The sequence below is a fragment of the Enterobacter cloacae complex sp. SHL022 genome, assembly GCF_049237785.1.
Lineage (GTDB): Bacteria > Pseudomonadota > Gammaproteobacteria > Enterobacterales > Enterobacteriaceae > Enterobacter > Enterobacter hormaechei_C.
Genome location: NZ_JBMKJH010000005.1, coordinates 159,442 through 181,780, shown reverse-complemented (window position 1 = coordinate 181,780; position 22,339 = coordinate 159,442). Strand labels below are relative to the sequence as shown.

Annotated in this window: 22 protein-coding genes; 3 read left to right on the top strand and 19 right to left on the bottom strand. The window is 56.0% G+C overall.

Features of this window, described 5'->3' with window-relative positions:
- Positions 1-45: 45 nt before the first annotated feature.
- The 6 genes from fabG to yceD form a co-directional block, all read right to left on the bottom strand.
- Positions 46-780, bottom strand: a complete 735-nt coding sequence (fabG, locus tag ACOTZD_RS12210) for a 3-oxoacyl-ACP reductase FabG (protein WP_116290981.1) — start codon at positions 778-780, stop codon at positions 46-48.
- A gap of 12 nt (positions 781-792) precedes the next feature.
- The gene (gene fabD, locus ACOTZD_RS12205) at positions 793-1,722 is read right to left on the bottom strand and encodes an ACP S-malonyltransferase (protein WP_174402057.1); all 930 of its coding nucleotides are present in this window, start codon (positions 1,720-1,722) and stop codon (positions 793-795) included.
- A 15-nt stretch (positions 1,723-1,737) separates the two neighbouring features.
- Complete coding sequence (locus ACOTZD_RS12200; protein WP_003857960.1) at positions 1,738-2,691, bottom strand: beta-ketoacyl-ACP synthase III; 954 nt, start codon at positions 2,689-2,691, stop codon at positions 1,738-1,740.
- Between the two features lie 6 nt (positions 2,692-2,697).
- Positions 2,698-3,732, bottom strand: a complete 1,035-nt coding sequence (gene plsX / locus ACOTZD_RS12195) for a phosphate acyltransferase PlsX (RefSeq protein WP_153677011.1) — start codon at positions 3,730-3,732, stop codon at positions 2,698-2,700.
- Between the two features lie 81 nt (positions 3,733-3,813).
- Positions 3,814-3,987, bottom strand: coding sequence for a 50S ribosomal protein L32 (gene rpmF, locus ACOTZD_RS12190; protein WP_003857964.1), 174 nt, complete (start codon positions 3,985-3,987; stop codon positions 3,814-3,816).
- Positions 3,988-4,003: 16 nt separating this feature from the next.
- Entirely contained in the window at positions 4,004-4,525 is a 522-nt protein-coding gene (gene yceD, locus ACOTZD_RS12185; RefSeq protein ID WP_003857966.1) for a 23S rRNA accumulation protein YceD, read from the bottom strand.
- 140 nt (positions 4,526-4,665) lie between these two features.
- On the opposite strand from yceD, the gene ACOTZD_RS12180 reads away from it, so the two are divergent.
- Entirely contained in the window at positions 4,666-5,250 is a 585-nt protein-coding gene (locus ACOTZD_RS12180; protein ID WP_032628189.1) for a Maf family protein, read from the top strand.
- A 95-nt stretch (positions 5,251-5,345) separates the two neighbouring features.
- On the opposite strand, the gene rluC is transcribed toward ACOTZD_RS12180, so the two are convergent.
- A complete protein-coding gene (rluC, locus tag ACOTZD_RS12175; protein WP_003857970.1) occupies positions 5,346-6,293 on the bottom strand; it encodes a 23S rRNA pseudouridine(955/2504/2580) synthase RluC in 948 nt (315 codons plus the stop codon).
- Positions 6,294-6,863: 570 nt separating this feature from the next.
- On the opposite strand from rluC, the gene rne reads away from it, so the two are divergent.
- Entirely contained in the window at positions 6,864-9,980 is a 3,117-nt protein-coding gene (gene rne, locus ACOTZD_RS12170) for a ribonuclease E (protein WP_174402058.1), read from the top strand.
- 40 nt (positions 9,981-10,020) lie between these two features.
- On the opposite strand, the gene ACOTZD_RS12165 is transcribed toward rne, so the two are convergent.
- A complete protein-coding gene (locus ACOTZD_RS12165) occupies positions 10,021-10,959 on the bottom strand; it encodes a LysR family transcriptional regulator (RefSeq protein ID WP_088567145.1) in 939 nt (312 codons plus the stop codon).
- A 109-nt stretch (positions 10,960-11,068) separates the two neighbouring features.
- Between ACOTZD_RS12165 and ACOTZD_RS12160 the strand changes: the two genes are divergently transcribed.
- Positions 11,069-12,280, top strand: a complete 1,212-nt coding sequence (locus ACOTZD_RS12160; RefSeq protein WP_045330545.1) for an MFS transporter — start codon at positions 11,069-11,071, stop codon at positions 12,278-12,280.
- Between the two features lie 75 nt (positions 12,281-12,355).
- Here ACOTZD_RS12160 and flgL read toward each other — a convergent pair whose 3' ends face one another.
- From flgL to flgB, 11 genes are all read right to left on the bottom strand, one after another.
- The gene (gene flgL / locus ACOTZD_RS12155; RefSeq protein WP_003857977.1) at positions 12,356-13,309 is read right to left on the bottom strand and encodes a flagellar hook-associated protein FlgL; all 954 of its coding nucleotides are present in this window, start codon (positions 13,307-13,309) and stop codon (positions 12,356-12,358) included.
- Between the two features lie 16 nt (positions 13,310-13,325).
- A complete protein-coding gene (gene flgK / locus ACOTZD_RS12150) occupies positions 13,326-14,966 on the bottom strand; it encodes a flagellar hook-associated protein FlgK (protein WP_174402059.1) in 1,641 nt (546 codons plus the stop codon).
- Between the two features lie 75 nt (positions 14,967-15,041).
- Positions 15,042-15,995, bottom strand: coding sequence for a flagellar assembly peptidoglycan hydrolase FlgJ (flgJ, locus tag ACOTZD_RS12145; protein ID WP_017384732.1), 954 nt, complete (start codon positions 15,993-15,995; stop codon positions 15,042-15,044).
- On the bottom strand, positions 15,996-17,093 hold the full coding sequence (locus ACOTZD_RS12140; protein WP_003857984.1) for a flagellar basal body P-ring protein FlgI: 1,098 nt from the start codon (positions 17,091-17,093) through the stop codon (positions 15,996-15,998).
- Between the two features lie 12 nt (positions 17,094-17,105).
- On the bottom strand, positions 17,106-17,804 hold the full coding sequence (flgH, locus tag ACOTZD_RS12135; protein WP_003857987.1) for a flagellar basal body L-ring protein FlgH: 699 nt from the start codon (positions 17,802-17,804) through the stop codon (positions 17,106-17,108).
- A gap of 57 nt (positions 17,805-17,861) precedes the next feature.
- Positions 17,862-18,644, bottom strand: a complete 783-nt coding sequence (gene flgG / locus ACOTZD_RS12130; protein WP_000625853.1) for a flagellar basal-body rod protein FlgG — start codon at positions 18,642-18,644, stop codon at positions 17,862-17,864.
- 11 nt (positions 18,645-18,655) lie between these two features.
- Positions 18,656-19,411 (bottom strand): flagellar basal body rod protein FlgF, encoded by a 756-nt coding sequence (locus ACOTZD_RS12125; protein WP_003857990.1) that lies wholly within the window; start codon positions 19,409-19,411, stop codon positions 18,656-18,658.
- Positions 19,412-19,431: 20 nt separating this feature from the next.
- On the bottom strand, positions 19,432-20,640 hold the full coding sequence (gene flgE, locus ACOTZD_RS12120) for a flagellar hook protein FlgE (protein ID WP_032658025.1): 1,209 nt from the start codon (positions 20,638-20,640) through the stop codon (positions 19,432-19,434).
- A gap of 26 nt (positions 20,641-20,666) precedes the next feature.
- Positions 20,667-21,377, bottom strand: coding sequence for a flagellar hook assembly protein FlgD (flgD, locus tag ACOTZD_RS12115; RefSeq protein WP_003857994.1), 711 nt, complete (start codon positions 21,375-21,377; stop codon positions 20,667-20,669).
- 11 nt (positions 21,378-21,388) lie between these two features.
- Positions 21,389-21,793 carry a flagellar basal body rod protein FlgC gene (flgC, locus tag ACOTZD_RS12110; protein WP_003857997.1) on the bottom strand — a complete coding sequence of 135 codons (405 nt, stop codon included), beginning with the start codon at positions 21,791-21,793 and terminating at the stop codon, positions 21,389-21,391.
- A 3-nt stretch (positions 21,794-21,796) separates the two neighbouring features.
- Positions 21,797-22,213 (bottom strand): flagellar basal body rod protein FlgB, encoded by a 417-nt coding sequence (gene flgB / locus ACOTZD_RS12105; RefSeq protein WP_003857999.1) that lies wholly within the window; start codon positions 22,211-22,213, stop codon positions 21,797-21,799.
- Positions 22,214-22,339 lie beyond the last annotated feature (126 nt).

The window sequence follows — 22,339 nt, the reverse complement described above, 5'->3', positions numbered from 1 at the left end:
TTTTGAGGCCATTTGCCCAAATAACGCAAATATTTTCGATCGTGATTAAACCATGTACATCCCGCCGTTGACGTGGAGGGTTTCACCAGTGATGTAACCCGCTTCGTCAGAGGCTAAAAATGCAACCGCGCTGGCGATTTCTTTAGGGTCGCCAAGACGACCCGCTGGAACTGCCGCCAGCGTACCCGCACGCTGCTCATCAGTTAGCGCACGCGTCATGTCCGTTTCAATAAAGCCCGGAGCAACAACGTTTACAGTAATTCCGCGGGACGCGACTTCACGCGCCAGCGACTTACTGAAACCGATCAGACCTGCTTTCGCCGCAGCGTAGTTAGCCTGACCAGCATTTCCCATGGTACCAACCACAGAACCTACAGTGATAATACGACCATGACGCTTTTTCATCATAGCGCGCATTACCGCTTTTGACAGACGGAATACAGATGACAGGTTGGTTTCGATAATATCGTTCCACTCGTCGTCTTTCATTCGCATCAGCAGGTTGTCGCGAGTGATCCCGGCATTATTGACCAGAATATCCACTTCGCCAAACTCTGCGCGAATATTTTCCAGAACAGATTCGATAGATGCTGGTTCAGTCACATTCATTACCAGACCTTTACCGTTCGCACCCAGATAGTCGCTGATGGCCTGTGCGCCATTCTCGCTGGTCGCAGTCCCGATCACCGTTGCGCCGCGCGCAACCAGTGTTTCAGCAATAGCGCGCCCAATACCGCGGCTTGCGCCGGTCACCAGGGCAATTTTTCCTTCAAAACTCATGGTATTCCTCTTTTATTGCGAGAGTGCCGCTTTCATGGCTTCCGGCTCGTTAATCGCCGAGGCAGTCAGGGTATCTACAATACGTTTTGTCAGACCGGTAAGTACTTTACCTGGACCGACTTCATACAGATGTTCCACGCCCTGAGACGCCATAAATTCAACAGTTTTAGTCCACTGAACCGGGCTGTAGAGCTGGCGAACCAGCGCGTTACGGATAGCCTCCGGCGCGGTTTCGCACTTCACATCGACGTTATTCACAACGGAAATCGTCGGTGCGTTAAAGGTCATTTTTTCCAGCTCAAGCGCGAGCTTATCAGCTGCGGGCTTCATCAGCGCGCAGTGAGACGGCACGCTCACCGGCAGGGGCAGTGCACGTTTTGCGCCCGCAGCTTTACAGGCAGCACCTGCACGCTCAACCGCTTCTTTATGACCCGCGATTACCACCTGGCCTGGCGAGTTAAAGTTTACCGGAGAAACGACCTGACCTTCAGCAGATTCTTCACAGGCTTTAGCGATAGAAGCATCATCCAGACCGATGATGGCAGACATGCCGCCCGTGCCTTCTGGCACCGCTTCCTGCATGAATTTACCACGCAATTCAACCAGGCGTACCGCGTCAGCGAAGGCAATCACGCCAGCGCAGACCAGCGCAGAGTATTCACCGAGGCTATGACCCGCCATCAGCGTCGGCGCTTTGCCGTCCTGCTGCTGCCATACGCGCCACAATGCGACGGATGCCGCCAGCAGTGCCGGTTGAGTCTGCCAGGTTTTGTTCAGTTCTTCAGCAGGGCCCTGTTGGGTCAGCGCCCACAGATCATAACCCAGCGCGTCAGAAGCTTCACGGAAAGTCTCTTCAATAACCGGATAGTTTGCTGCCATTTCAGACAACATCCCAACAGTTTGCGAGCCCTGTCCCGGGAACACAAAAGCAAATTGCGTCATTTTTTAATCCTTATCCTAGAAACGAACCAGCGCGGAACCCCAGGTGAACCCGCCACCAAAGGCTTCAAGCAAGACCAGTTGGCCCCGTTTAATTCGTCCATCGCGTACCGCTTCGTCAAATGCGCACGGTACCGATGCCGCAGAGGTGTTGCCGTGGCGATCGAGCGTGACCACAACGTTATCCATAGACATGCCCAGCTTCTTCGCCGTCGCGCTGATAATACGCAGGTTAGCCTGATGCGGTACCAGCCAGTCGAGTGCGGCGCGATCCAGATTGTTCGCTTCCAGCGTCTCATCAACGATGTGAGCCAGTTCAGTCACGGCCACTTTAAACACTTCGTTACCTGCCATTGTCAGGTAAATTGAACTGTCCGGATTAACGCGATCGGCGTTAGGCAGCGTTAACAGCTCGCCGTAGCGGCCATCGGCATGCAGGTGCGTGGAGATGATGCCCGGCTCTTCGGACTGCCCCAGCAGCACCGCGCCCGCGCCATCGCCAAAAATAATGATCGTTCCGCGATCGGTTGGATCGCAGGTACGCGCCAGCACGTCAGCGCCGATCACCAGCGCATATTTTACGGCGCCCGATTTTACATACTGATCGGCGATGCTCAGTGCATAGGTGAAACCCGCGCATGCTGCTGCAACATCAAATGCCGGGCAGCCTTTGATGCCGAGCATGTTCTGCACCTGGCACGCTGCGCTTGGGAAGGCATGCGTGGCAGAGGTGGTCGCCACCACAATAAGCCCGATCTGTTCTTTATCAATGCCAGCCATCTCAAGCGCTCGCTGAGCGGCTTCGTAGCCCATGGTGGACACAGTTTCGTCTGGCGCGGCGATACGACGTTCACGGATACCTGTGCGCGTGACAATCCACTCGTCAGACGTATCTACCATTTTTTCAAGATCGGCGTTGGTACGCACTTGTTTTGGCAGGTAGCTGCCGGTACCTAAAATCTTCGTATACATGTACGCTCAGTCACTTTTAGCTAATACAGATCCCAGGCGAGCGGCAATCCTCTGAGGGACTTGACGCTGCACCGCCTGCACTGCCTGTTCAATCGCGACGGTAAATGCTCGCTGATTGGCGGCGCCATGACTCTTAATCACGATGCCGCGCAATCCTAACAGACAGGCGCCATTATACTGGTCGGGGTTGAGGTGACTGAATCGCCGCGTCAGGCTTTTTTGTAACCAACGCTTTAATATAATCAGCCACCAGGACCTTTTTTTACCGTCTCCCTGCGATTTCAGCAGAGAAAGGAACATTCGTACGACCCCTTCCATGGTCTTCAACGTCACGTTTCCGGTGAAGCCATCACACACTAATACATCCGTTTTGCCCGTCAGCAACTCATTGGCTTCGAGATAACCAATATAGTTGATGGAGGGGACCTGTTTGAGTATTTCCGCAGCGTCGCGGATACTGTCCAGACCTTTGGTCTCTTCTTCACCAATATTCAATAACGCAACGCGGGGATTGTTAATCCCGACCACGTCTTCTGCCAGCACCGACCCCATAACGGCAAACTGAGCCAGCATTGTACTATCACAATCCACGTTAGCGCCCAGATCCAGCACCACCGTTTTGCCCTTCTGCTGATGCGGTAACACCGTCACCAGCGCCGGACGCTCAATGCCCTCAATCGGCTTGAGCAATAATTTCGACAGCCCCATCAGCGCGCCAGTATTTCCCGCGCTGACGCAAGCCTGTGCTCGCCCTTCTTTCACCAGCTCCAGCGCCATTCGCATAGAGCTGCCGCGGCTATTACGAATAGCCTGCGATGGCCGGGCATCACTGGCAATAACTGACTGCGCAGGAATAATCTGCAGACGCGAACGTTGTTCAAAGTCAGCTTTTGCAAGTAATGGCGTGATTGTGTCGGGATTACCGACTAAAAGAAGTGTGAGTTGCGAATTAGAATTCAGTGCCTGCAATGCTGCAGGCACTGTCACGGTAGGGCCAAAATCTCCCCCCATGACATCTAACGCCAGGGTTAGACGTGTCAAGGTATCGTCGCAGCCTGGTTCGGTAAACTCCCCGTTTGCACGGGGAAGTTCCTCACTAAGCCTAATCACGCTGACGCGTGATTACTTAGTGATAACCTTGCGGCCGCGGTAGAAACCGTCAGCGGTGATGTGGTGACGCAGGTGTTTCTCACCAGAAGTCTTGTCTACAGACAGGCTGGTAACTGCGGTCAGCGCGTCATGGGAACGACGCATGCCACGTTTGGAACGGGTTGGTTTATTCTGTTGTACGGCCATGGACCTTACTCCTCAATTACTTACGCTTTAAGCTGGCTAATACGGCAAATGGGTTTGGTTTTTGCGCTTCATCAGGCAGTTCCCCAAAGACCATGTCCGCCTCGGACACTTCACAGTGTTCAGAATCATGCACCGGAACGACTGGCAGGGAGAGGATGACTTCATCTTCAACCAGCGCCAGAAGATCGATTTCACCGAATTCGTTAACCTCAATCGGCTCATACGCTTCCGGGAGTGCTTCAGCCTGTTCGTCAGAACGAACCGGACTAAAACAATACGTTGTGTGAACATGCTGTACAAACGGTTTCCCGCAACGCTGACATTCGAGCGTTACCGTCACCTTTGCATCACCGGTTAACACGGCGAGACGCTGGTTGTCGATAGCGAACGACATGGAGCATTCTACATCACTGTCCACACTGACTACAGATTCGGCAATACGCTCAGCCTGATCGGAAGAATAGATTCCTTCGTAATCGAGGCGTTTTTGAGCCGTACGAACCGGATCAAGAGTCAGGGGTAATTTTACCTTTTGCATAGGGCGCGCATATTAACTTTGTAACGTCATAGAGTCAAAGAAAAAGGCAACCAGAGCTGCCTTTTGCCAATTATTCGCACACATTGCGGCCTGTAGTTTAAAATGGCTGGCATCGATACGCTATATCTGGTGATAAAAATATGCCAAATCTCGTCCTTGCTTCCACTTCACCTTATCGCCGAATGCTGCTGGAAAAGCTCGGGATCCCGTTTGAATGCGCTGCGCCGGAGGTGGATGAAACGCCACAGCCGGGCGAGTCACCGCGTCATCTGGTGACCCGTCTCGCGAAAGAGAAAGCACAGTCGCTGGCCGTACGTTACCCCGCTCATCTGATTATAGGCTCCGATCAGGTTTGTGTGCTGGACGGCGAAATCACCGGCAAACCGTATACGGAAGAAATCGCCTGCCAGCAGCTTTTGCGTGCGAGAGGCAGTATCGTGACCTTTTATACCGGCCTGGCGCTTTATAATTCTGCTTCCGGTCATCTGCAAACCGAGTGCGAGCCGTTTGATGTGCACTTCCGTCATCTTAGCGAACAGGAGATTATGGATTATGTGCGTCGGGAACGTCCGCTGAACTGTGCAGGGAGCTTTAAAAGTGAAGGACTAGGGATTGCGTTGTTCGACAAGCTCGATGGCCGCGATCCCAATACGCTGGTGGGGTTGCCGCTGATTGCGCTGTGCCAGATGTTAAGGCGAGAAGAGTGTAATCCGCTGACGATGTGACCGTTGCGGCCTGATGCCCCCACCCCGGCCCTCTCCCTGTGGGAGAGGGAGAAAAACATGTAGGCCGGGTAAGCGCAGCGCTACCCGGCACAAAATCAGCCGCGCAGAACTTTCAGACAGCGTTTGAGCTGCTCATCCAGCGGCGCTTCAATACGGATAACTTCACCAGTATTAGGATGGGTGAACTTAAGCGCTGCCGCATGCAGGAACAGACGCGATAGCCCCGTCCCCGCCAGCTGCTTATCAAATTCGCGATCGCCATAGCGGTCATCAAACGCAATCGGATGGCCCGCAAACTGGGTATGGACGCGAATCTGGTGAGTACGCCCCGTCACCGGGCTACAGCGCACCAGCGTGGCGAATTCGTAGCGCTCTTCAACTTTAAAGCGCGTCTCAGACGGTTTCCCTTCCTGATTAACACGAACAATGCGCTCGCCGCTTTGCAGAATATTTTTCAGCAGCGGCGCCTGCACCACTTTCACGTGGGACTGCCACTGGCCGCGCACCAGCGCCAGATAATCTTTCTGCATCCCTTTTTCGCGCAGCTGTTCATGCAGTGAACGCAGCGCAGAACGTTTTTTCGCCACCAGCAGCACGCCAGAGGTATCACGGTCAAGACGATGAACCAGTTCGAGGAAACGCGCTTCCGGGCGCAGCGCGCGTAACCCTTCAATCACGCCGAAGCTCAGGCCGCTCCCCCCGTGTACCGCCGTTCCGGACGGTTTATTCAGCACCAGAATGTGGTCGTCCTCATAAAGGATAACGTCGCTCAGGGCCGCGACTTTTTGCAGCTTCGGAGAAACGACCTCTTCTTCACGCTCTGCAACACGTACCGGTGGAATGCGGACTTCATCGCCCGCCTCGAGCTTATACTCTGGCTTCACGCGTTTTTTGTTCACCCGCACCTCGCCCTTACGCAAGATGCGATAAATCATGCTTTTTGGCACACCCTTCAACTGGGTGCGCAAAAAATTATCGATACGTTGCCCCGCCTCGTCGTCGGCGATGGCAACCATTTTTACGGCTGGAGTCTCTGTTTTCATGGTTGGCGATTCTAAATAGCGTCAGGCATTAGCGCCACTCATTTTTCTATGCTTATATTTACTTTTATCCGGACCGCTCCCCTTTCGCGCAATCGATTTGGTGGTTATTAAACCAATCACCCCGTTGAAGTGAAGAAACTGTGAGTAACCGGGTGATAATTGGTAAAAGTCATCTTGCTATAACCCGGCGAGCAGTGGAATAATGAATCCGTTTTCCGCGTTAAATCCGGGTTTTGTAAGGATGTCGACGGAATGACCAATTTTGTCTGACCGATCATCCACGCAGCAATGGCGTAAGACGTATTGATCTTTCAGGCAGTTAGCGGGCTGCGGGTTGCAGTACTTCCCGGTATAAGGATTGTTCTCTGGAGAGTTTTCCCAGGCAATTCCCCTGATAATTGCGCTGTGTTTCCGTATGAAACACAGGCAACCGACACTCTGCGCCTCTTAAGCGAGCGACAACCGTGAGGTTGGCGACGTGAATAGACACGAGGCCATCGGTTCATACCCCGGAAAGCGTCACCTTGCCCGCAGCTTTGTCGTCAATGTAAGAATAACGAGTAAGTTACGATGAAAAGAATGTTAATCAACGCAACTCAGCAAGAAGAGTTGCGTGTCGCCCTTGTGGATGGGCAGCGCCTGTACGATCTGGATATCGAAAGTCCTGGACACGAACAGAAAAAAGCGAACATTTACAAAGGCAAAATCACCCGCATTGAACCAAGCCTTGAAGCTGCATTTGTCGATTACGGTGCTGAGCGTCACGGTTTCCTTCCTCTCAAAGAAATCGCCCGCGAATATTTTCCTGCAAACTACAACTCCCATGGCCGTCCGAACATTAAAGATGTTCTGCGTGAAGGTCAGGAAGTTATCGTCCAGATCGATAAAGAAGAGCGTGGCAACAAAGGTGCCGCACTGACCACCTTTATCAGTCTGGCAGGAAGCTATCTGGTGTTGATGCCAAACAACCCGCGTGCGGGTGGCATCTCTCGCCGTATCGAAGGTGATGACCGTACAGAGCTGAAAGAAGCGCTGGCAAGTCTCGAGCTGCCAGACGGCATGGGCCTTATCGTGCGCACCGCAGGCGTCGGCAAATCTGCCGAAGCATTGCAGTGGGACCTGAGCTTCCGTCTGAAGCACTGGGAAGCCATCAAGAAAGCGGCTGAAAGCCGTCCTGCTCCGTTCCTGATCCACCAGGAAAGCAACGTCATTGTGCGTGCCTTCCGTGATTATCTGCGTCAGGACATCGGTGAAATTCTGATTGATAACCCGAAAGTGCTTGAGCTGGCTCGCCAGCACATCGCCGCGCTGGGTCGCCCGGATTTCACCAGCAAAATTAAACTGTACACCGGTGAAATCCCGCTGTTCAGCCACTATCAGATTGAATCCCAGATCGAGTCTGCCTTCCAGCGTGAAGTGCGTCTGCCGTCCGGCGGTTCTATCGTTATCGATACCACCGAAGCGCTGACCGCTATCGACATCAACTCCGCGCGTGCAACCCGCGGCGGCGACATCGAAGAGACCGCCTTCAACACCAACCTAGAAGCCGCTGATGAAATCGCCCGCCAGCTCCGCCTGCGCGACCTGGGTGGTCTGATTGTTATCGACTTCATCGACATGACCCCGGTTCGCCACCAGCGTGCGGTTGAAAACCGTCTGCGTGAAGCGGTGCGCCAGGATCGCGCGCGTATCCAGATTAGCCATATCTCGCGCTTCGGCCTGCTGGAAATGTCCCGTCAGCGTCTGAGCCCGTCACTCGGCGAGTCCAGCCATCACGTCTGCCCGCGCTGTTCCGGGACAGGTACCGTGCGTGACAATGAATCGCTCTCCCTCTCTATTCTGCGTCTGATTGAAGAAGAAGCGCTGAAAGAGAACACCAAAGAGGTTCACGCCATTGTTCCGGTGCCGATTGCCTCCTACCTGCTGAACGAAAAACGTGCAGCGGTGAGCGCAATCGAAGCGCGTCAGGGCGGCGTTCGCTGCATCATCGTGCCAAACGACGAGATGCAGACCCCGCACTATCACGTGCTGCGCGTGCGTAAAGGTGAAGAGACAAGCACCCTCAGCTACCTGCTGCCGAAGCTGCATGAAGAAGAAATGGCGCTGCCATCGGATGAAGAGCCTGCCGAGCGTAAACTGCCTGAGCAGCCTGCATTAGCAACCTTCATCATGCCGGAAGCCCCGCCGGAAGCGACGCTGGAAAAACCAGCGGCAAAACCTGCCGTGCAAAAGGCGGCCCCTGCCGTGCCAAAAGCGCAGCCTGAGCAGCCGGGTCTCCTGAGCCGCATCTTCGGCGCGCTGAAAAAAATGTTTGCTGGCGAAGAAGTTCAGCCTGAGCAGCCGAAAGAAGCGCCAACAGAAGCGAAACCAGAGCGTCAGCAGGACCGTCGTAAGCGTCAGAACAATCGTCGCGATCGTAATGACCGTAACGACCGTAGCGATCGTAACGAGCGCCGTGATAATCGTTCCGAGAACAACGAAGGTCGTGAACAACGCGAGGACAACCGTCGCAACCGTCGCGAGAAGCAGCAGCAGAACGTTGAAGATCGTGAGATTCGCCAGCAGGCGGGCGATGAGTCCGAGAAGAGCAAACAGCGTGACGAGCAGCAACCTCGCCGCGAGCGTAACCGTCGTCGTAACGACGAGAAACGCCAGGCCCAGCAGGAAGTCAAAAACCTGAACCGCGAAGCGCCTGTTGAACAGCAGGACACGGAGCAGGAAGAGCGTACTCAGGTTATGCCGCGTCGTAAGCAGCGTCAGCTGACCCAGAAAGTGCGTGTGGGTGCTGTTCAGGCGGAAGAAAACGACGTTATCGCGGTTGAAGCAGCAGAAAGCACAACGGGTACACAGGTTGCGAAAGTTGACCTGCCAGCCGTAGTAGAAAATCAGGTTGAGCAGGACGAAAGCAGCGAAAACCGTGACAACGCAGGTATGCCGCGTCGCTCCCGTCGTTCTCCGCGTCATCTGCGCGTGAGCGGTCAGCGTCGTCGTCGTTACCGTGACGAGCGTTACCCAACTCAGTCGCCAATGCCATTGACCGTGGCGTGTGCGTCACCAGAGATGGCATCCGGTAAAGTCTGGATCCGTTATCCGGTTGCTCGCCCGGAGCAGGCGGTTGAAGAACAGACTGTGACCGAAGAGGTGATTGCACCAATAGCAGCGGTGGAAGACGTCGTGACTGAAGCGGCAACCGTGGTTGAACCGCAGGTTGTTGACACAGCGGCACCGCAGGCTGTGGAAGTGGAAACGACCCATCCTGAAGTCATTGCTGCGCCGGTTGATGCCGCTCCGCAGATCATTGCCGAAGAAGATACCGTGGTGGCTGAAGAAGTCGCGGAAGACGCTGAGCCAGTCTCCGCAGCAGAAGAGACCGCAGACGTTGCCGTCGAAACGGTGACTGAAGAGGTTGTTCAGGACGTCGAGATTCAGGTTGAACCTGTTGTCGAAGAGGTCAAAGCGCCTGAAGTGAAATCAGAGCCGATTGAGGTCGTTGCAGCTGTAGCGCCTGCTCACGTTGCTACCGCGCCGATGACTCGCGCCCCGGCACCTGAGTATGTACCTGAAGCGCCACGCCATAGCGACTGGGTTCGTCCGGCATTCAACTTCGAAGGCAAAGGTGCTGCCGGTGGTCACAGTGCAACGCACATGGCTACTGCGCCAGCTACTCGTCCTCAGCCTGTTGAATAACGCACGCTAATACTGAAAGCCGACCTTCGGGTCGGCTTTTTTATGGCTGTTGCAGGGGCTTTCTCATTCCGGTGACCTCCGGCATTATCTGCCGCATCAGCTCCAGAAAACGCCGCAAGCGCGCCGGATAATAACGAGACCAGGGGTAAACCAGATGTACCGGTAGCGCTGCCGGCTGCCACTCTGGCAGTAGATGCACCAGTCGTCCTTCCTGAATATCATCCTGTACTGTCCAGCTGGATACCACCGCAACACCTAGCCCGGTGAGTGCCGTATTGCGCGCCACATACAGGCTGTCGGTACTCAGGCGTGGCGTAATGGTAACCCGCGTCGGGGCAGATGATGCATCGTGGAAAAGCTCCACATGGCGTTGATAAAAGGAGCTGATGGCAATCCAGGGAAGCTGTTGCAAATCTTCCGGCGTTTTAACCGCGGAATAACGGGCCAGTAATTCCGGTGAAGCCACCACCGAGCGCGGCACTTCAGCCAGCAGCACGGACACGGTTGCCGGATCGACTTCCACACCCACCCGAATAGCACAGTCAAGGTTGTCGCCGAGGAAATCAACCGAGCGATCGTTGAGCATCCACTCAACAGAAAGCTGGGGATAGCGCTGCAAAAATTCGGTTAACGGTTTCAGAAGCTGATCCTGGCCAAACGCGTGCGGGGCGCGCACCCTCAGCACCCCAACCGGTTCATCTTCCGTCTGCCCTACCTCGTCTTCCAGCGCCAGCCAGCTGTCAATCACCCGTCGGGCATGCTGATAGCAGCGTTCGCCGTCATCGGTCAGCCGGGTCGTATGGGTTGTGCGCAGCATCAGGCGTACTCCCAGCATGGTCTCAAGCGACTGCAACCGTCGGCTCACCGTTGCCTGGGTTGTTGCCAGCTGACGTGCTGCCGCAGAAAGAGACCCCGCCTCCACAATGCGAACAAACGTTCGCATCAGTTCTACCCGATCTATACGCTCAGGCCTTTTCATACCATTTCCATCCATACGCTACACGTATAAGCGTTTTACCACCGCGCCCGCTACCGTCGCAAGGCGTACTGATAAAAAATAGCCGCACACGACGAATGAGGAACATCTTATGAACACAACTACCACCCGGGCCGTAAGCCGCTGGGTAATCTTAATGCTGGCGCTCGGTGCGGGCTTTAGCGTGGCATCCATCTATTATGCCCAGCCTCTGCTGCCGCTGATGGGCTCAGACCTGAACCTGAGTATCGAAGGCATGGGCATGGTCCCGACGCTTACCCAGGCGGGTTATGCCTTAGGTATCCTGTTTCTGCTCCCGCTCGGCGATCGTCATGATCGCAGAACGCTGATCCTGATAAAAAGTGCGGCTCTGGCGCTGTTCCTGCTGGGTTGTAGCCTGACCGGACAACTGCACTCCCTGCTGCTCACCAGCCTGCTGATTGGCATGGCCGCCACCATGGCGCAGGATATTGTCCCGGCCGCAGCGATCCTCGCGCCGGAAGGCAAACAGGGAAAAACGGTCGGCACGGTGATGACCGGCCTGCTGCTGGGGATTTTGCTCTCCAGAACCGTGAGCGGCGTGGTGGGTGAAGCCTTTGGCTGGCGGGTGATGTATCAGCTGGCCGCCGCAAGTATTGCCTTTGTCGGCGTGGTCATGTGGGCCGTGCTTCCCCGCTTCGCCGTTCACTCCACGCTGAGCTACCCGGCGCTGATGCGCTCCATGGAACACCTCTGGCGCCGCTACCCGGCGCTGCGTCGGGCCGCGCTGGCCCAGGGTTTTCTGTCGATTGCCTTTAGCGCATTCTGGTCAACGCTGGCGGTCATGCTGCTGGAACGGTATCACCTTGGCAGCGCCGTGGCGGGTGGATTTGGTATTGCCGGAGCCGCTGGCGCGCTGGCCGCACCGCTGGCAGGTGGTCTGGCAGATAAGCTGGGCGCCGGTAAAGTCACCCAACTGGGTGCCGCGCTGGTGACCCTCTCGTTTGCCCTGATGTTCCTGATGCCGGCACTGGATATACACGGTCAGTTGATCCTGATTGCCCTCTCCGCGGTCGGTTTCGATCTCGGCTTGCAGTCCAGCCTCGTGGCCCACCAGAATCTGGTCTACAGCCTTGAGCCGCAGGCCCGTGGACGCCTGAACGCTCTGCTGTTTACCGTCATTTTCATCGGAATGGCGCTGGGTTCGGCATTAGGCAGCAATATCTACACGCTGGCAGGCTGGTCTGGCGTGGTGGCTCTGGCAACCCTGTGTGGTGCCATTGCGCTGGCTATCAGAGTGATTGAAAGCGCCCGGGTGCTGTCCGCACAGGCAGAAAGTGTGTAAAAAAAATGCCCAACCCGGACGGGTTGGGCAGTCAAAACATGCCCAGTTTCAAGACATGTTAAACAGGTCAGAGTCTTATCTGTTCATCTGGAACAAAGACATACCCTGCATATCGCTAAAGGCTTTATACGAGGCCTGCAACGCCGCCTGCTGCATGGTGTAGGACGAAATCACCGAGTTCCAGTCCACGTCAACCAGGTTACTCATCTGCTGGGTCTGACCCAGCGCGCGGTCTTCACCCAGAGCGTCCAGCTTGCCCAGCTCATCCAGCTTGATGCCGAGGTCGGCGCGCACGGTCAGCACGTTGTTGAGGGAGTTGCTCAGGCCACGGTTGGCTTTATCAATAGCCGCCGTAAACGCCTCGGCTTTCGTTTCATCCTCCCCAATCGGCGTATTCAGCGCTTCAATTGCGGAGTCGAGGATCTTGAACAAATTCGTTTCCGGTTTACTACCATCTGGCTCTGGCTTCGCATTGCTGGTGAAGCTATCGAAAACTTCAGTGCCCGTATGGCTGATTTGCATCGTGCGCGCGGAGTCAACCTGCTGGCTGATTGGCGTTCCGCCGCCCTTATAATCACCCGTAGTCTGGTCGAAAGCCGCCGCTTCGGTCTTGTAACCGGAAAAAATATAGCGGCCGTTACCGTCCGTGCTGTTAGCCAGGTTCATGAGCTGATCGCGAATACCTTGCAGGTTCGTGGCCAGCGAAGCGCGGTCATCGTCACTTAACGTACCGTTGCCCGCATTGACAATCTTTTCCTGAGCAGCCTGGATAGCGGTTGTCACTTGCGATAACACGTTCTCTTCCAGCGAGACTTTCGTCGTAGCGAAGGAGCGCGCCAGCGCATACTGACTGTTTTGCGTTTGAGCCTGAGAGAGCACAACGGCCTGCGAGGCGGCAATCGGATCGTCAGATGGACGGTTGATGCGCTTCCCCGTAGACATCTGCTCGCCGTAGCTGAGCCAGAGACTTTGTGAGTTCGTCACGCCGCGCATGCTTTGCTCATACATCATTTGAGTACTAATACGCATTTTTTATGCCTCAGCCTTAGCGGATATTGATCAATGCATCAAACAGCGTGCTCGCCGTTTGCAGCACCTGCGCATTCGCCAGATAGTACTGCTGATAGCGTTGCAGGTTGCCATACTCTTCATCCAGGTTAACCCCGGAGATTGACTGCTGTTGTTTGGTCAGCTGCGTCACCACGTTAACTTTGGTTTCGCTGCTGGTTTTCAGCGACGCCGTGGTGCTGCCCACCGTACTGACCAGCGCGGCATAAGCATCGTTAAAGGTTTTGTTCCCCCCCACCAGCTTAGCGCTCTGCAAATCCAGCAGCTTCTGGCCATTGGTATTGTCACTTTCGCCGCTTCCTTGCGCGGAGGCCATCGCCAGTTTGGATTCGTCGCTGATCGCAACGTCCATATTCACAATGACGTCATTCACCGGTTTGACGATGAAACTGTCTTTATTATTGGCTGAGCCGCTAATCTTAACGTTAAGACCATCAAACGAAAGATTACCGCTGGCGTCAGGCTTGGCCGTGAAGCTGGTGTTGTCCGACAGACGCGTGATTGTCCAGTCAGTACCGTTATACTCAACTTTGTAATTTGTCGCCTGGACCTTGGTACTGTCCGTCATCGTTGCCGTAACGGACGCGCTTCCGGTGTTTTTGCCGTTACTCAGCACTGCCGGGGAGCCAAAATCAAACAGCTTGCCGCCTTTATCTCCGTTGGCGTCAAAGCCCGCCTGGTGCTGGGTATTCATGGCATCCGCAAACGCCAGCGCCATCTGGTTGAGGGTGTTTCGCGCCTGATCCAGATCCTGAGAACGGAACGTTAACAGCCCTCCAAGCGACCCCGTGGTGATCTGTTTTTCTGAGATCTCCACGTTGCCTGCTGCGGCATCCACATACGCAATCGTCGTACGCGCTGGGTCCGCACTGGATTTCACCGCCGCCAGCTGACCTGCGTTGCTGCCCTGTACCAGGGTGTAACCGTTGGCGATAGAGATGTTATACGTGCCGCTGTCCTGTACGGTAACGTCCACACCGACAATCTTGTTCAGTTCACTCACCAGCTGATCGCGCTGATCGAGCAGTTCGTTCGGGGATGCGCCCGCCCCTACGCCAGTCAGCCGGGAGATCTGATCGTTAAGGTTAGCAATCTGCTTCGCATAGTTATTGATCTGATCGACGCTGGTAGAAATCGCCGTATTGACCTGCGCATCCTGATCGCGGAGATATTGATCGTTGGTTTTAAACTGGTTTACCAGACCATCCGCCTTACCGAGCACCGTCTGGCGTGCAGCCGGATCTTCTGCGTTACTCACCAGCGTTTGCAGGCTTTTAAAGAAATCCTGGAGGTTGGCAGAAAGCGAGTTCGTGGTATCCGACAGCACGTCGTCAATTTTTGACATCTGCTGGTAGCGCGTGGTCAGCCCACTGCTCTGGTTCTGCGCCGCACGCAGCTGGTTGGTGATAAACGCATCATATTCACGCTGAACGCCGGAGACATAGACCCCGTTACCCACCCAACCACCACCGGTCAGGGTACTGTTTGATGCCCCCAGAATGGTGGTCTGGCGGGTATAACCTGCCACGTTGTAGCTTGAAATATTATTACTGACGGTATTGAGTGCCGACTGCGCAGCACTGAGGCCACTCATGGCGCTGTTAATCAAACTGGACATGGGGGTTCCTTTTATACGTTCAGACACGAGTCCTGATGAAGGTTATCGGCAACCTCCACCGGGACTTGAGAACTTTCAGAACAGATTTTCGAGATCTGTGCTATATGCTTTGCTGACCTTCTCAGACATGGATTTCAGCTGCTGGATCATGCTGGTCAGCTTGCGTGCATAGTTTGGATCGGTCGCGTAGCCGGCATTCTGCAATGCCTGAGCGCCCTGCTCTGGCGTGGCGGCCTGGGTCACCGCAGTGTAGCGCGGGTTCCGGCTCAGCAGCCCGACATAATCCGACAACGCTTCCAGATACGAGCTGTAGACGCGGAATTTGGCTTTCACCTTCACTGCCGCACCGTTTTCATATTCGGTGGTGGTGATTTCAGTGGTCGGCCCTTTCCAGCTGGAGGTGGCCTTCACGCCAAAGATGTTGAAGCTCGGCTCGCCGTTCTCCCTGCGGATCTGACGTTGCCCCCAGCCCGACTCCAGCGCCGCCTGCGCCAGAATCAGATGGTGCGGCACGCCGCTCTCTTCACTGGCAAGACGCGCCGGCAGGGAGAGCTGCGCCAGGAAGTCTTTGCTGTCGCCGGAGAGCGGCTCGTCACGCGTTTCTGCCGGCTTCGGCATCGCCTTACGCACCATCTGCGTTAGCGCCTGATTTTGATAACTGGTCACCTTTTCCAGATCAAACTTCAGCGGCACCTGCGGCGGGGCCTCTTCAGGCGGGAGTCCCTGAGCGGCTGCGGTCTGCTTCACGATCATGTCCGCCAGGCCGAGTCCCTTTCCGGCGGTCATTTGCTGGGCAATCTGCTGATCGTACATGCTGGTGTAAAGCCGCGTGGAATCACTGCTGAACATGCCGTCTTTCGGCAGAGTTTCACGCATGCTTTTCAACATCATCTGCACGAACATGCCTTCCACCTGACGGGCAACCGGGCGGATATTCGCCGCCGGATCCTTGCCCGCTTTGGTTTTCAGCTCGTTGAGCGACTGGGCATCCCAGGCGGCACTGGTCAACAGTTTGCTATCGGTCAGCATTTAGATGATTTCCAGTTTAGCGCGCAGGCAGCCTGCACTTTGCATGGATTGCAGAATGGACATCAGATCCATTGGCGTTGCACCCAGCGCGTTCAGAGCACGCACCACGCTGTTCAGGTTGGCGCTGGAGCGCACGCTCTGCAACGAACCGCCGCTCTGTCGTAAATCAATCTGCGTTTGCGGGGTCACTACCGTCTGACCGCCACCAAACGGGGTATCCGGCTGGCTGACGTTGGCCGAGCGGTTAACCGTGACGGAGAGATTGCCCTGCGCCACGGCGCAGCTGTCCAGCGTCACTTCGCGGTTCATCACCACCGAGCCGGTTCGGGAGTTGATAATGACTTTCGCATCCTGAACCGGCACGTTCACTTCCATATTCTGGATATCGGCCAGCATTCGCACCTGGTTGCTGCTGCCGGTTGACGTGCGGATCTGCACGGTGCGGGCATCCAGCGCGGTGGCGCTGCCGTAGCCCCGGCTGCGGTTGATGGTGTCAGCAATCTGCTGCGCCATCGTAAAGTCTTCGTTATTCAGTTGCAGGTTAATGGTGTTGCCGGTGCCGAACTGGGTCGGCAGCTCACGTTCGATGATCGCGCCGTTGGTAATACGTCCCCCGTTCAGCTGGTTCACCTGCACGCTGCTGCCGCCCGCCGACGCACCTGCTCCGCCAACCAGAATGTTGCCCTGCGCCAGAGCATACACCTGGCTGTCGACGCCTTTCAGCGGTGTCATCAGCAACGTACCGCCACGCAGGCTTTTGGCATTACCCATCGACGAGACAACCACGTCGATGGTCTGCCCCTGACGCGCAAAGGCCGGATAAGACGCGGTCACCATCACGGCCGCCACGTTTTTCAGCTGCATGTTGGTCCCGGCCGGTACGGTAATACCGAGCTGCGAGAGCATGTTGTTCAGGCTCTGGGTGGTGAACGGCGTCTGGGTCGTCTGGTCACCCGTCCCATCCAGCCCCACCACCAGGCCATAGCCAATCAGGGAGTTTTCGCGCACGCCCTGCACGCTGGTGAGATCGCGTATGCGATCGGCCTGCGCAACGGTAGCGACCAGCGACAGCGCCACGGCGAAGAGAAATTTATACATAGGTCACCTCGCTTACATCGGCGATAGGTTAAGGAAGAAGCGTTGCAGCCAGCCCATATTTTGCGCTTCGTTGATGTAGCCGTTGCCGACGTACTCAATGCGCGCATCCGCCACCTGGGTGGACGGTACGGTGTTGGTGCCGCTGATAGTGCGAGGGTTAACAACACCGGAGAAACGAATGAATTCCGTACCCTGGTTAATGGCGATCTGTTTTTCGCCCACCACATGCAGGTTGCCGTTCACCAGAACCTGGTCAACCGTTACCGTCAGCGTTCCGCTGAAGGTATTGCTGGCGTTCGCGCCACCTTTACCGTTAAAGGTGTTGCCGCCGGAGGCTTCCACATCCGCACGGGCGTTGCCGAACAGCCCTTGCAGATAGCGCGGTACGGTGTCGAAGCCAAAATTGGTTTTGCCGTCGCGGCTGGCGTTCGCCGACGAGCTCTTGCTCGCGCTGACGTTTTCCTGCAACACAATGGTCAGCGTATCGCCAACGTTACGCGGACGACGGTCTTCAAACAGCGGCTGATAACCGTAGTTAATCGGCTGCGCGGTCTGGAAAATAGAGCCGTTCACCACCGGCGCGGGGCCGGGAACGGGTTGGGCGGTAGTCGCACCCTGTACCAATGGTTTAGACGGGATCCAGGCACACCCGCTGAGGGTGACGGCCAGAACAGTCAGGATCGGATAACGAAACGCCGCGTTTTTTTGCATTGCCTTCATCTTCGAAAACAGGGAGCCGGTGCGACGTTTACCGCACCGGGCTACACCTTAGAGTTGCGTCAGTTTTTGCAGCATCTGGTCGGTCGTCGACACTGCTTTACTGTTAATTTCATAGGCGCGCTGGACCTGGATCATATTCACCAGCTCTTCCGCCACGTTAACGTTCGAGGTTTCCACATACCCCTGATACAGCAGCCCCGCCCCGTTCAGGCCCGGGGTACTTTCATTTGGCGTGCCGGAAGACTGCGTTTCGGTGTAGAGGTTCTCACCGATGCTTTCCAGTCCGGTATCGTTCATGAAGGTCGTCAGATTGAGCTGTCCAACCTGGACCGGCGCGGCCTGACCTTGCTGAGTGACGCTGACGATACCGTCACGACCAATGGTGATACTCAGCGCGTTCGCCGGGATGGTGATCGCAGGCTGAACCTGGAAGCCGCCCGCTGTCACCAGCTGACCATTCTGATCCACCTGGAACGAACCATCGCGGGTATAGGCGGAGGTCCCGTCAGGCAGCTGCACCTGGAAGAAACCCTGACCTTTGATGGCAACGTCTTTACTGTTGTTGGTCTGGGACAGGTTGCCCTGGCTGTGCAGACGCTCGGTGGCAACCGGGCGCACGCCGGTACCAATTTGCAGACCGGACGGCAGCGTGGTTTGCTCAGAAGACTGCGCCCCTGGCTGACGAATCGTTTGATAAAGCAAATCTTCGAAAACCGCACGCTGGCGCTTGAAACCATTGGTGCTGACGTTTGCCAGGTTGTTGGCAATCACATCCATATTGGTTTGCTGTGCGTCCAGACCGGTTTTCGCGATCCATAAAGAACTGATCATAGGGAGTCCTGTTAACTCATAGCCAGAAGTTGGTTAGCCTTGCCTGCGTTTTCATCGACGCTGCTGATGATTTTCATCTGCATTTCGAAGCGGCGGGCGCTGGCGATCATGTCGGTCATGGCTTCTACCGGTTTGACGTTACTGCCTTCCAGCACGCCGGACATCACGCGGATGGTCGGGTCGGCCTGTAACGTGGCGCCACGCGTGGCCTGCGCCGCCTGGGTCAGACGGAACATCCCGTCATCGCCACGCTGCACTTCGTTGCCTTCCGCTTTCACCAGCTTCAGACGACCGACAGGCGCAACGGTGTTAGCCGGGTCGCCCGGGTTTAACGCCGAAATCGTCCCGTCTGCCGCAATGGTCAGCTCTGACCCTTCCGGCACCGTCAACGGACCGGCTTCGCCCATCACCGGATGCCCCTGAATCGTCAGCTGCCCGGTGGCGCTCACCTGGATATTACCGTTGCGGGTATACCCTTCCCCGCCGTCAGCCGTTTGCACCGCCAGCCAGCCGTCCTGCTGAAGGGCAACGTCCAGCGGACGCGCGGTGTAATCCATCTGGCCTGGCGTCATGTCGGCGCCCGGCGTGGAAGCGGTGACCAGCGTACGCGTGGGCAATGACAGCCCTTCTACCGGCACCGCACGCAGCGCGTTGAGCTGCGCACGAAAACCTGGCGTGGAGGCGTTCGCCAGGTTGCTGGCGGTAACAGCCTGCTGGTTGAGCGTCTGGCTTGCTGCGCCCATCGCTGTATATATTGCGTGATCCATTGCGCTTTCCCGTCAGCTGCTTAACGCAGGTTAACCAGCGTGTTAAGGATCTGATCCTGGGTTTTGATGGTCTGCGCGTTGGACTGGTAGTTACGTTGCGCGACGATCATGTTCACCAGCTCTTTACTCAGATCGACGTTAGAGGCTTCCAGCGCGCCGTTGGTCAGCGTGCCGAAGTTACCGGAACCCGCAGTACCCAGCAGGGCAACACCGGAAGACTGCGTGGCAGACCAGACGTTGTCCCCTTCGGATTTCAGGCCTTCGTTGTTGGCGAAGTTTGCCAGCACGATCTGGCCCAGCACCTGGGTCTGTTCGTTCGAATAGTTACCGACAACGGTACCGTCATCGTTGATCTGGTAGCTCACCAGATCGCCCGGCTTATAACCGTTCTGGCTCGTCGCCACGATGTTGTTCGCACCGGTATTCTGTTGCATGGAGTTGGCGAAACTCATTTTGAAGGTTGCCGCCGTTGCACCAGTGATCTCTCCGGTCTCGATATCGACTTCCCCACCGCCGGTCAACACACCGCTCTCATTAAAGACCAATGTGGTTGCCAGTTTCGCGGCATCTCCTGCTACGCTGCCGTCCTGGGAATACACCTTCCAGGAGTTAGCTGGCGTCGCGTTTTTGACATAGAACAGGTTCATGTTGTGCGCATTACCCTGGCTGTCAAACACCGTCACGGTGCCTTTCTTGTTGTAAGAGTCAGGGTTGGCCGGGTCGAAGGCGACGGTTGGTGCGGTATCGGTGGAGTTCAGGTTGATCTGCTGAGAGGCCGTGGTGGTGGACTTCGCCGCCATCAGCGTCGTTGGGATGGAGATCGCCTGCGGATTCGCACCGGTTTGCACCGTAGGTGGCGTGCCGGCAACCGGATAACCGGTTAACTGAAGCCCCTGCATGTTCACCAGGTTACGGTTTTCATCCAGCTTGAACTGGCCGTTGCGGCTGTAGAATACGGAACCGTTGGCATCCACCATACGGAAGAAACCGTTCTGGCTGATGGCGACGTCCAGACCGCGACCGGTGTTGGTGGTCGTCCCGTCGGTGAAGTCCTGGGTGATACCCGCCACCTTCACGCCCAGGCCCACTTTAGAGCCTGCAAACATATCTGCAAAAGACGCAGAACCGGATTTAAAACCATAGGTCGCGGAGTTGGCGATGTTGTTGCCAATGACGTCCAGGTTGGTGGCCGCAGCATTCAGGCCGCTGACCGCTTGAGAAAAGGCCATGACTTACTCCTGATAAGTATGAAGGCTTAGATAATCTGCCGAACTTCGTCGAGTGTGGTGGTACCGGAGGTACCCAAATCCAGTTTGTTACCATCGCTACCTTTGATGACGCCCTGAACCAGGGCAAACTGTAGCGGCTGAGCCACCAGCTGAGTGGTGCCGTTGCTGGCGCTAATCGCAACCTGATACGAGCCGTTAGGCGCTTTAGTGCCGTCGGTCAGGCTGCCATCCCAGGTAAAGGTATGAACGCCCGCTTTAAGCTCGCCAATCTCAATCGTGCGCACCACGTTGCCGCTGGCGTCTTTGATTGTGGCGGTGACTTTGTCGGCCGGCTGCTGCAACTCAACGCCAAACGGCGTCGTGGTGGTGGTGGACGTGCCATCGGTGGTGCTGGTGCCCGCCAGAATCGTGGTCCCCGGGATCATCACCCCGTGCCCGATCAGGTTGGCGGCCTGCAAGGACTGGCTATTATCGATTTGACCGGAGACCGAGCCGAGCGTGGTGTTCAGTTTCTCAATGCCGCTGACGGTACTGATCTGCGCAAGCTGCGTGGTCAGTTCGTTGTTCTGCATCGGATTGGTCGGGTCCTGATTTTTCAGCTGCGCCACCAGCAGGGTCAGGAAGCTGCTCTGTAAATCGGAGGCATTGCTCCCGGTGAGAGAGCTGGAACCGGTCGCACTGCTGGTGCTATTGACGCCGGTATTTGTCGGGTCATTCACGTTTACGGCGATGGACATGCGTGTCTCCTTTACTGGCCGAGAGTGAGTGTTTTGAGCATCATGCTCTTCACGGTATTAAGCACTTCGACGTTTGCCTGGTAGCTGCGCGACGCGGACATGGAGTTCACCATCTCCCCGACCACATCCACGTTCGGCATTTTCACGTAGCCGCTGGCATCCGCGAGCGGGTTGCCTGGCTCGTAAACCAGCTTGTCGGGTGCCTGGCTCTCAACCACGTCCGCCACTTTTACGCCGCCCGTTGCCGCACCCGGTGCAGCATCAACCTGGAAGACAACCTGTTTAGCGCGATACGGTTGCCCGTCAGGGCCGGTCACGCTGTCGGCGTTGGCCAGGTTACTGGCGGCCACGTTCAGTCGTTTAGACTGCGCCGTTAATGCCGAACCGGCGATATCAAAAATATTCAGCAAGGCCATTTACTAATTGCCCCCCTGTAGGACGGTCATCATGCCTTTAATTTGCCCGCCGAGTAGCGTCAGGCCTGTCTGGTATTGCAGGCTGTTATCGGCAAACTGTGTGCGCTCCCGGTCCATGTCGACGGTGTTACCATCAAGCGAGGGCTGATCGGGAATACGGTAAAGCAGGTCGGTCGTTGGTGCGGTCATCGCCTGAGCGGGAATATGACGTGAGGATGTCAGGGCCAGTGAGACACCCGTTCCTTCGGCACGTCCACGCTCCATCACTTTTTTGAGTTCACTGGAAAAATCAATATCGCGCGCCTGATACCCGGGGGTATCCGCGTTGGCGATATTGGCGGCTAAAATCTCCTGCCGCTGGGCGCGTAAATTGAGCGCTTCCTGCTGAAAACGTAACGCGGCGTCGAGTTTATCGAGCATGTCTCCTCCGCTGATGAGAAAATTTCAGTTCACAGCTTAAATCTCAAGGCGTCTCCCTTATCGACGGAATAAGCGCAAAATGCGTCGCTATTTGTTGCGTTGATGGAAAACCACTGCGGGTAGAAT

Excerpts from the sequence above, each read along its gene's own strand:
- ACOTZD_RS12125 (WP_003857990.1), bottom strand. The coding sequence starts at position 19,411 with ATGGATCACGCAATATATACAGCGATGGGCGCAGCAAGCCAGACGCTC.
- ACOTZD_RS12180 (WP_032628189.1), top strand. The coding sequence starts at position 4,666 with ATGCCAAATCTCGTCCTTGCTTCCACTTCACCTTATCGCCGAATGCTG.
- flgC (WP_003857997.1), bottom strand. The coding sequence starts at position 21,793 with ATGGCCTTGCTGAATATTTTTGATATCGCCGGTTCGGCATTAACGGCG.
- flgD (WP_003857994.1), bottom strand. The coding sequence starts at position 21,377 with ATGTCCATCGCCGTAAACGTGAATGACCCGACAAATACCGGCGTCAAT.
- yceD (WP_003857966.1), bottom strand. The coding sequence starts at position 4,525 with ATGCAAAAGGTAAAATTACCCCTGACTCTTGATCCGGTTCGTACGGCT.
- flgL (WP_003857977.1), bottom strand. The coding sequence starts at position 13,309 with ATGCGTATTAGTACTCAAATGATGTATGAGCAAAGCATGCGCGGCGTG.
- flgH (WP_003857987.1), bottom strand. The coding sequence starts at position 17,804 with ATGCAAAAAAACGCGGCGTTTCGTTATCCGATCCTGACTGTTCTGGCC.
- rluC (WP_003857970.1), bottom strand. The coding sequence starts at position 6,293 with ATGAAAACAGAGACTCCAGCCGTAAAAATGGTTGCCATCGCCGACGAC.
- ACOTZD_RS12160 (WP_045330545.1), top strand. The coding sequence starts at position 11,069 with ATGAACACAACTACCACCCGGGCCGTAAGCCGCTGGGTAATCTTAATG.
- flgE (WP_032658025.1), bottom strand. The coding sequence starts at position 20,640 with ATGGCCTTTTCTCAAGCGGTCAGCGGCCTGAATGCTGCGGCCACCAAC.
- flgK (WP_174402059.1), bottom strand. The coding sequence starts at position 14,966 with ATGTCCAGTTTGATTAACAGCGCCATGAGTGGCCTCAGTGCTGCGCAG.
- flgG (WP_000625853.1), bottom strand. The coding sequence starts at position 18,644 with ATGATCAGTTCTTTATGGATCGCGAAAACCGGTCTGGACGCACAGCAA.
- ACOTZD_RS12165 (WP_088567145.1), bottom strand. The coding sequence starts at position 10,959 with ATGAAAAGGCCTGAGCGTATAGATCGGGTAGAACTGATGCGAACGTTT.
- fabG (WP_116290981.1), bottom strand. The coding sequence starts at position 780 with ATGAGTTTTGAAGGAAAAATTGCCCTGGTGACCGGCGCAAGCCGCGGT.
- rne (WP_174402058.1), top strand. The coding sequence starts at position 6,864 with ATGAAAAGAATGTTAATCAACGCAACTCAGCAAGAAGAGTTGCGTGTC.
- ACOTZD_RS12200 (WP_003857960.1), bottom strand. The coding sequence starts at position 2,691 with ATGTATACGAAGATTTTAGGTACCGGCAGCTACCTGCCAAAACAAGTG.
- flgB (WP_003857999.1), bottom strand. The coding sequence starts at position 22,213 with ATGCTCGATAAACTCGACGCCGCGTTACGTTTTCAGCAGGAAGCGCTC.
- fabD (WP_174402057.1), bottom strand. The coding sequence starts at position 1,722 with ATGACGCAATTTGCTTTTGTGTTCCCGGGACAGGGCTCGCAAACTGTT.
- flgJ (WP_017384732.1), bottom strand. The coding sequence starts at position 15,995 with ATGCTGACCGATAGCAAACTGTTGACCAGTGCCGCCTGGGATGCCCAG.
- rpmF (WP_003857964.1), bottom strand. The coding sequence starts at position 3,987 with ATGGCCGTACAACAGAATAAACCAACCCGTTCCAAACGTGGCATGCGT.
- ACOTZD_RS12140 (WP_003857984.1), bottom strand. The coding sequence starts at position 17,093 with ATGTATAAATTTCTCTTCGCCGTGGCGCTGTCGCTGGTCGCTACCGTT.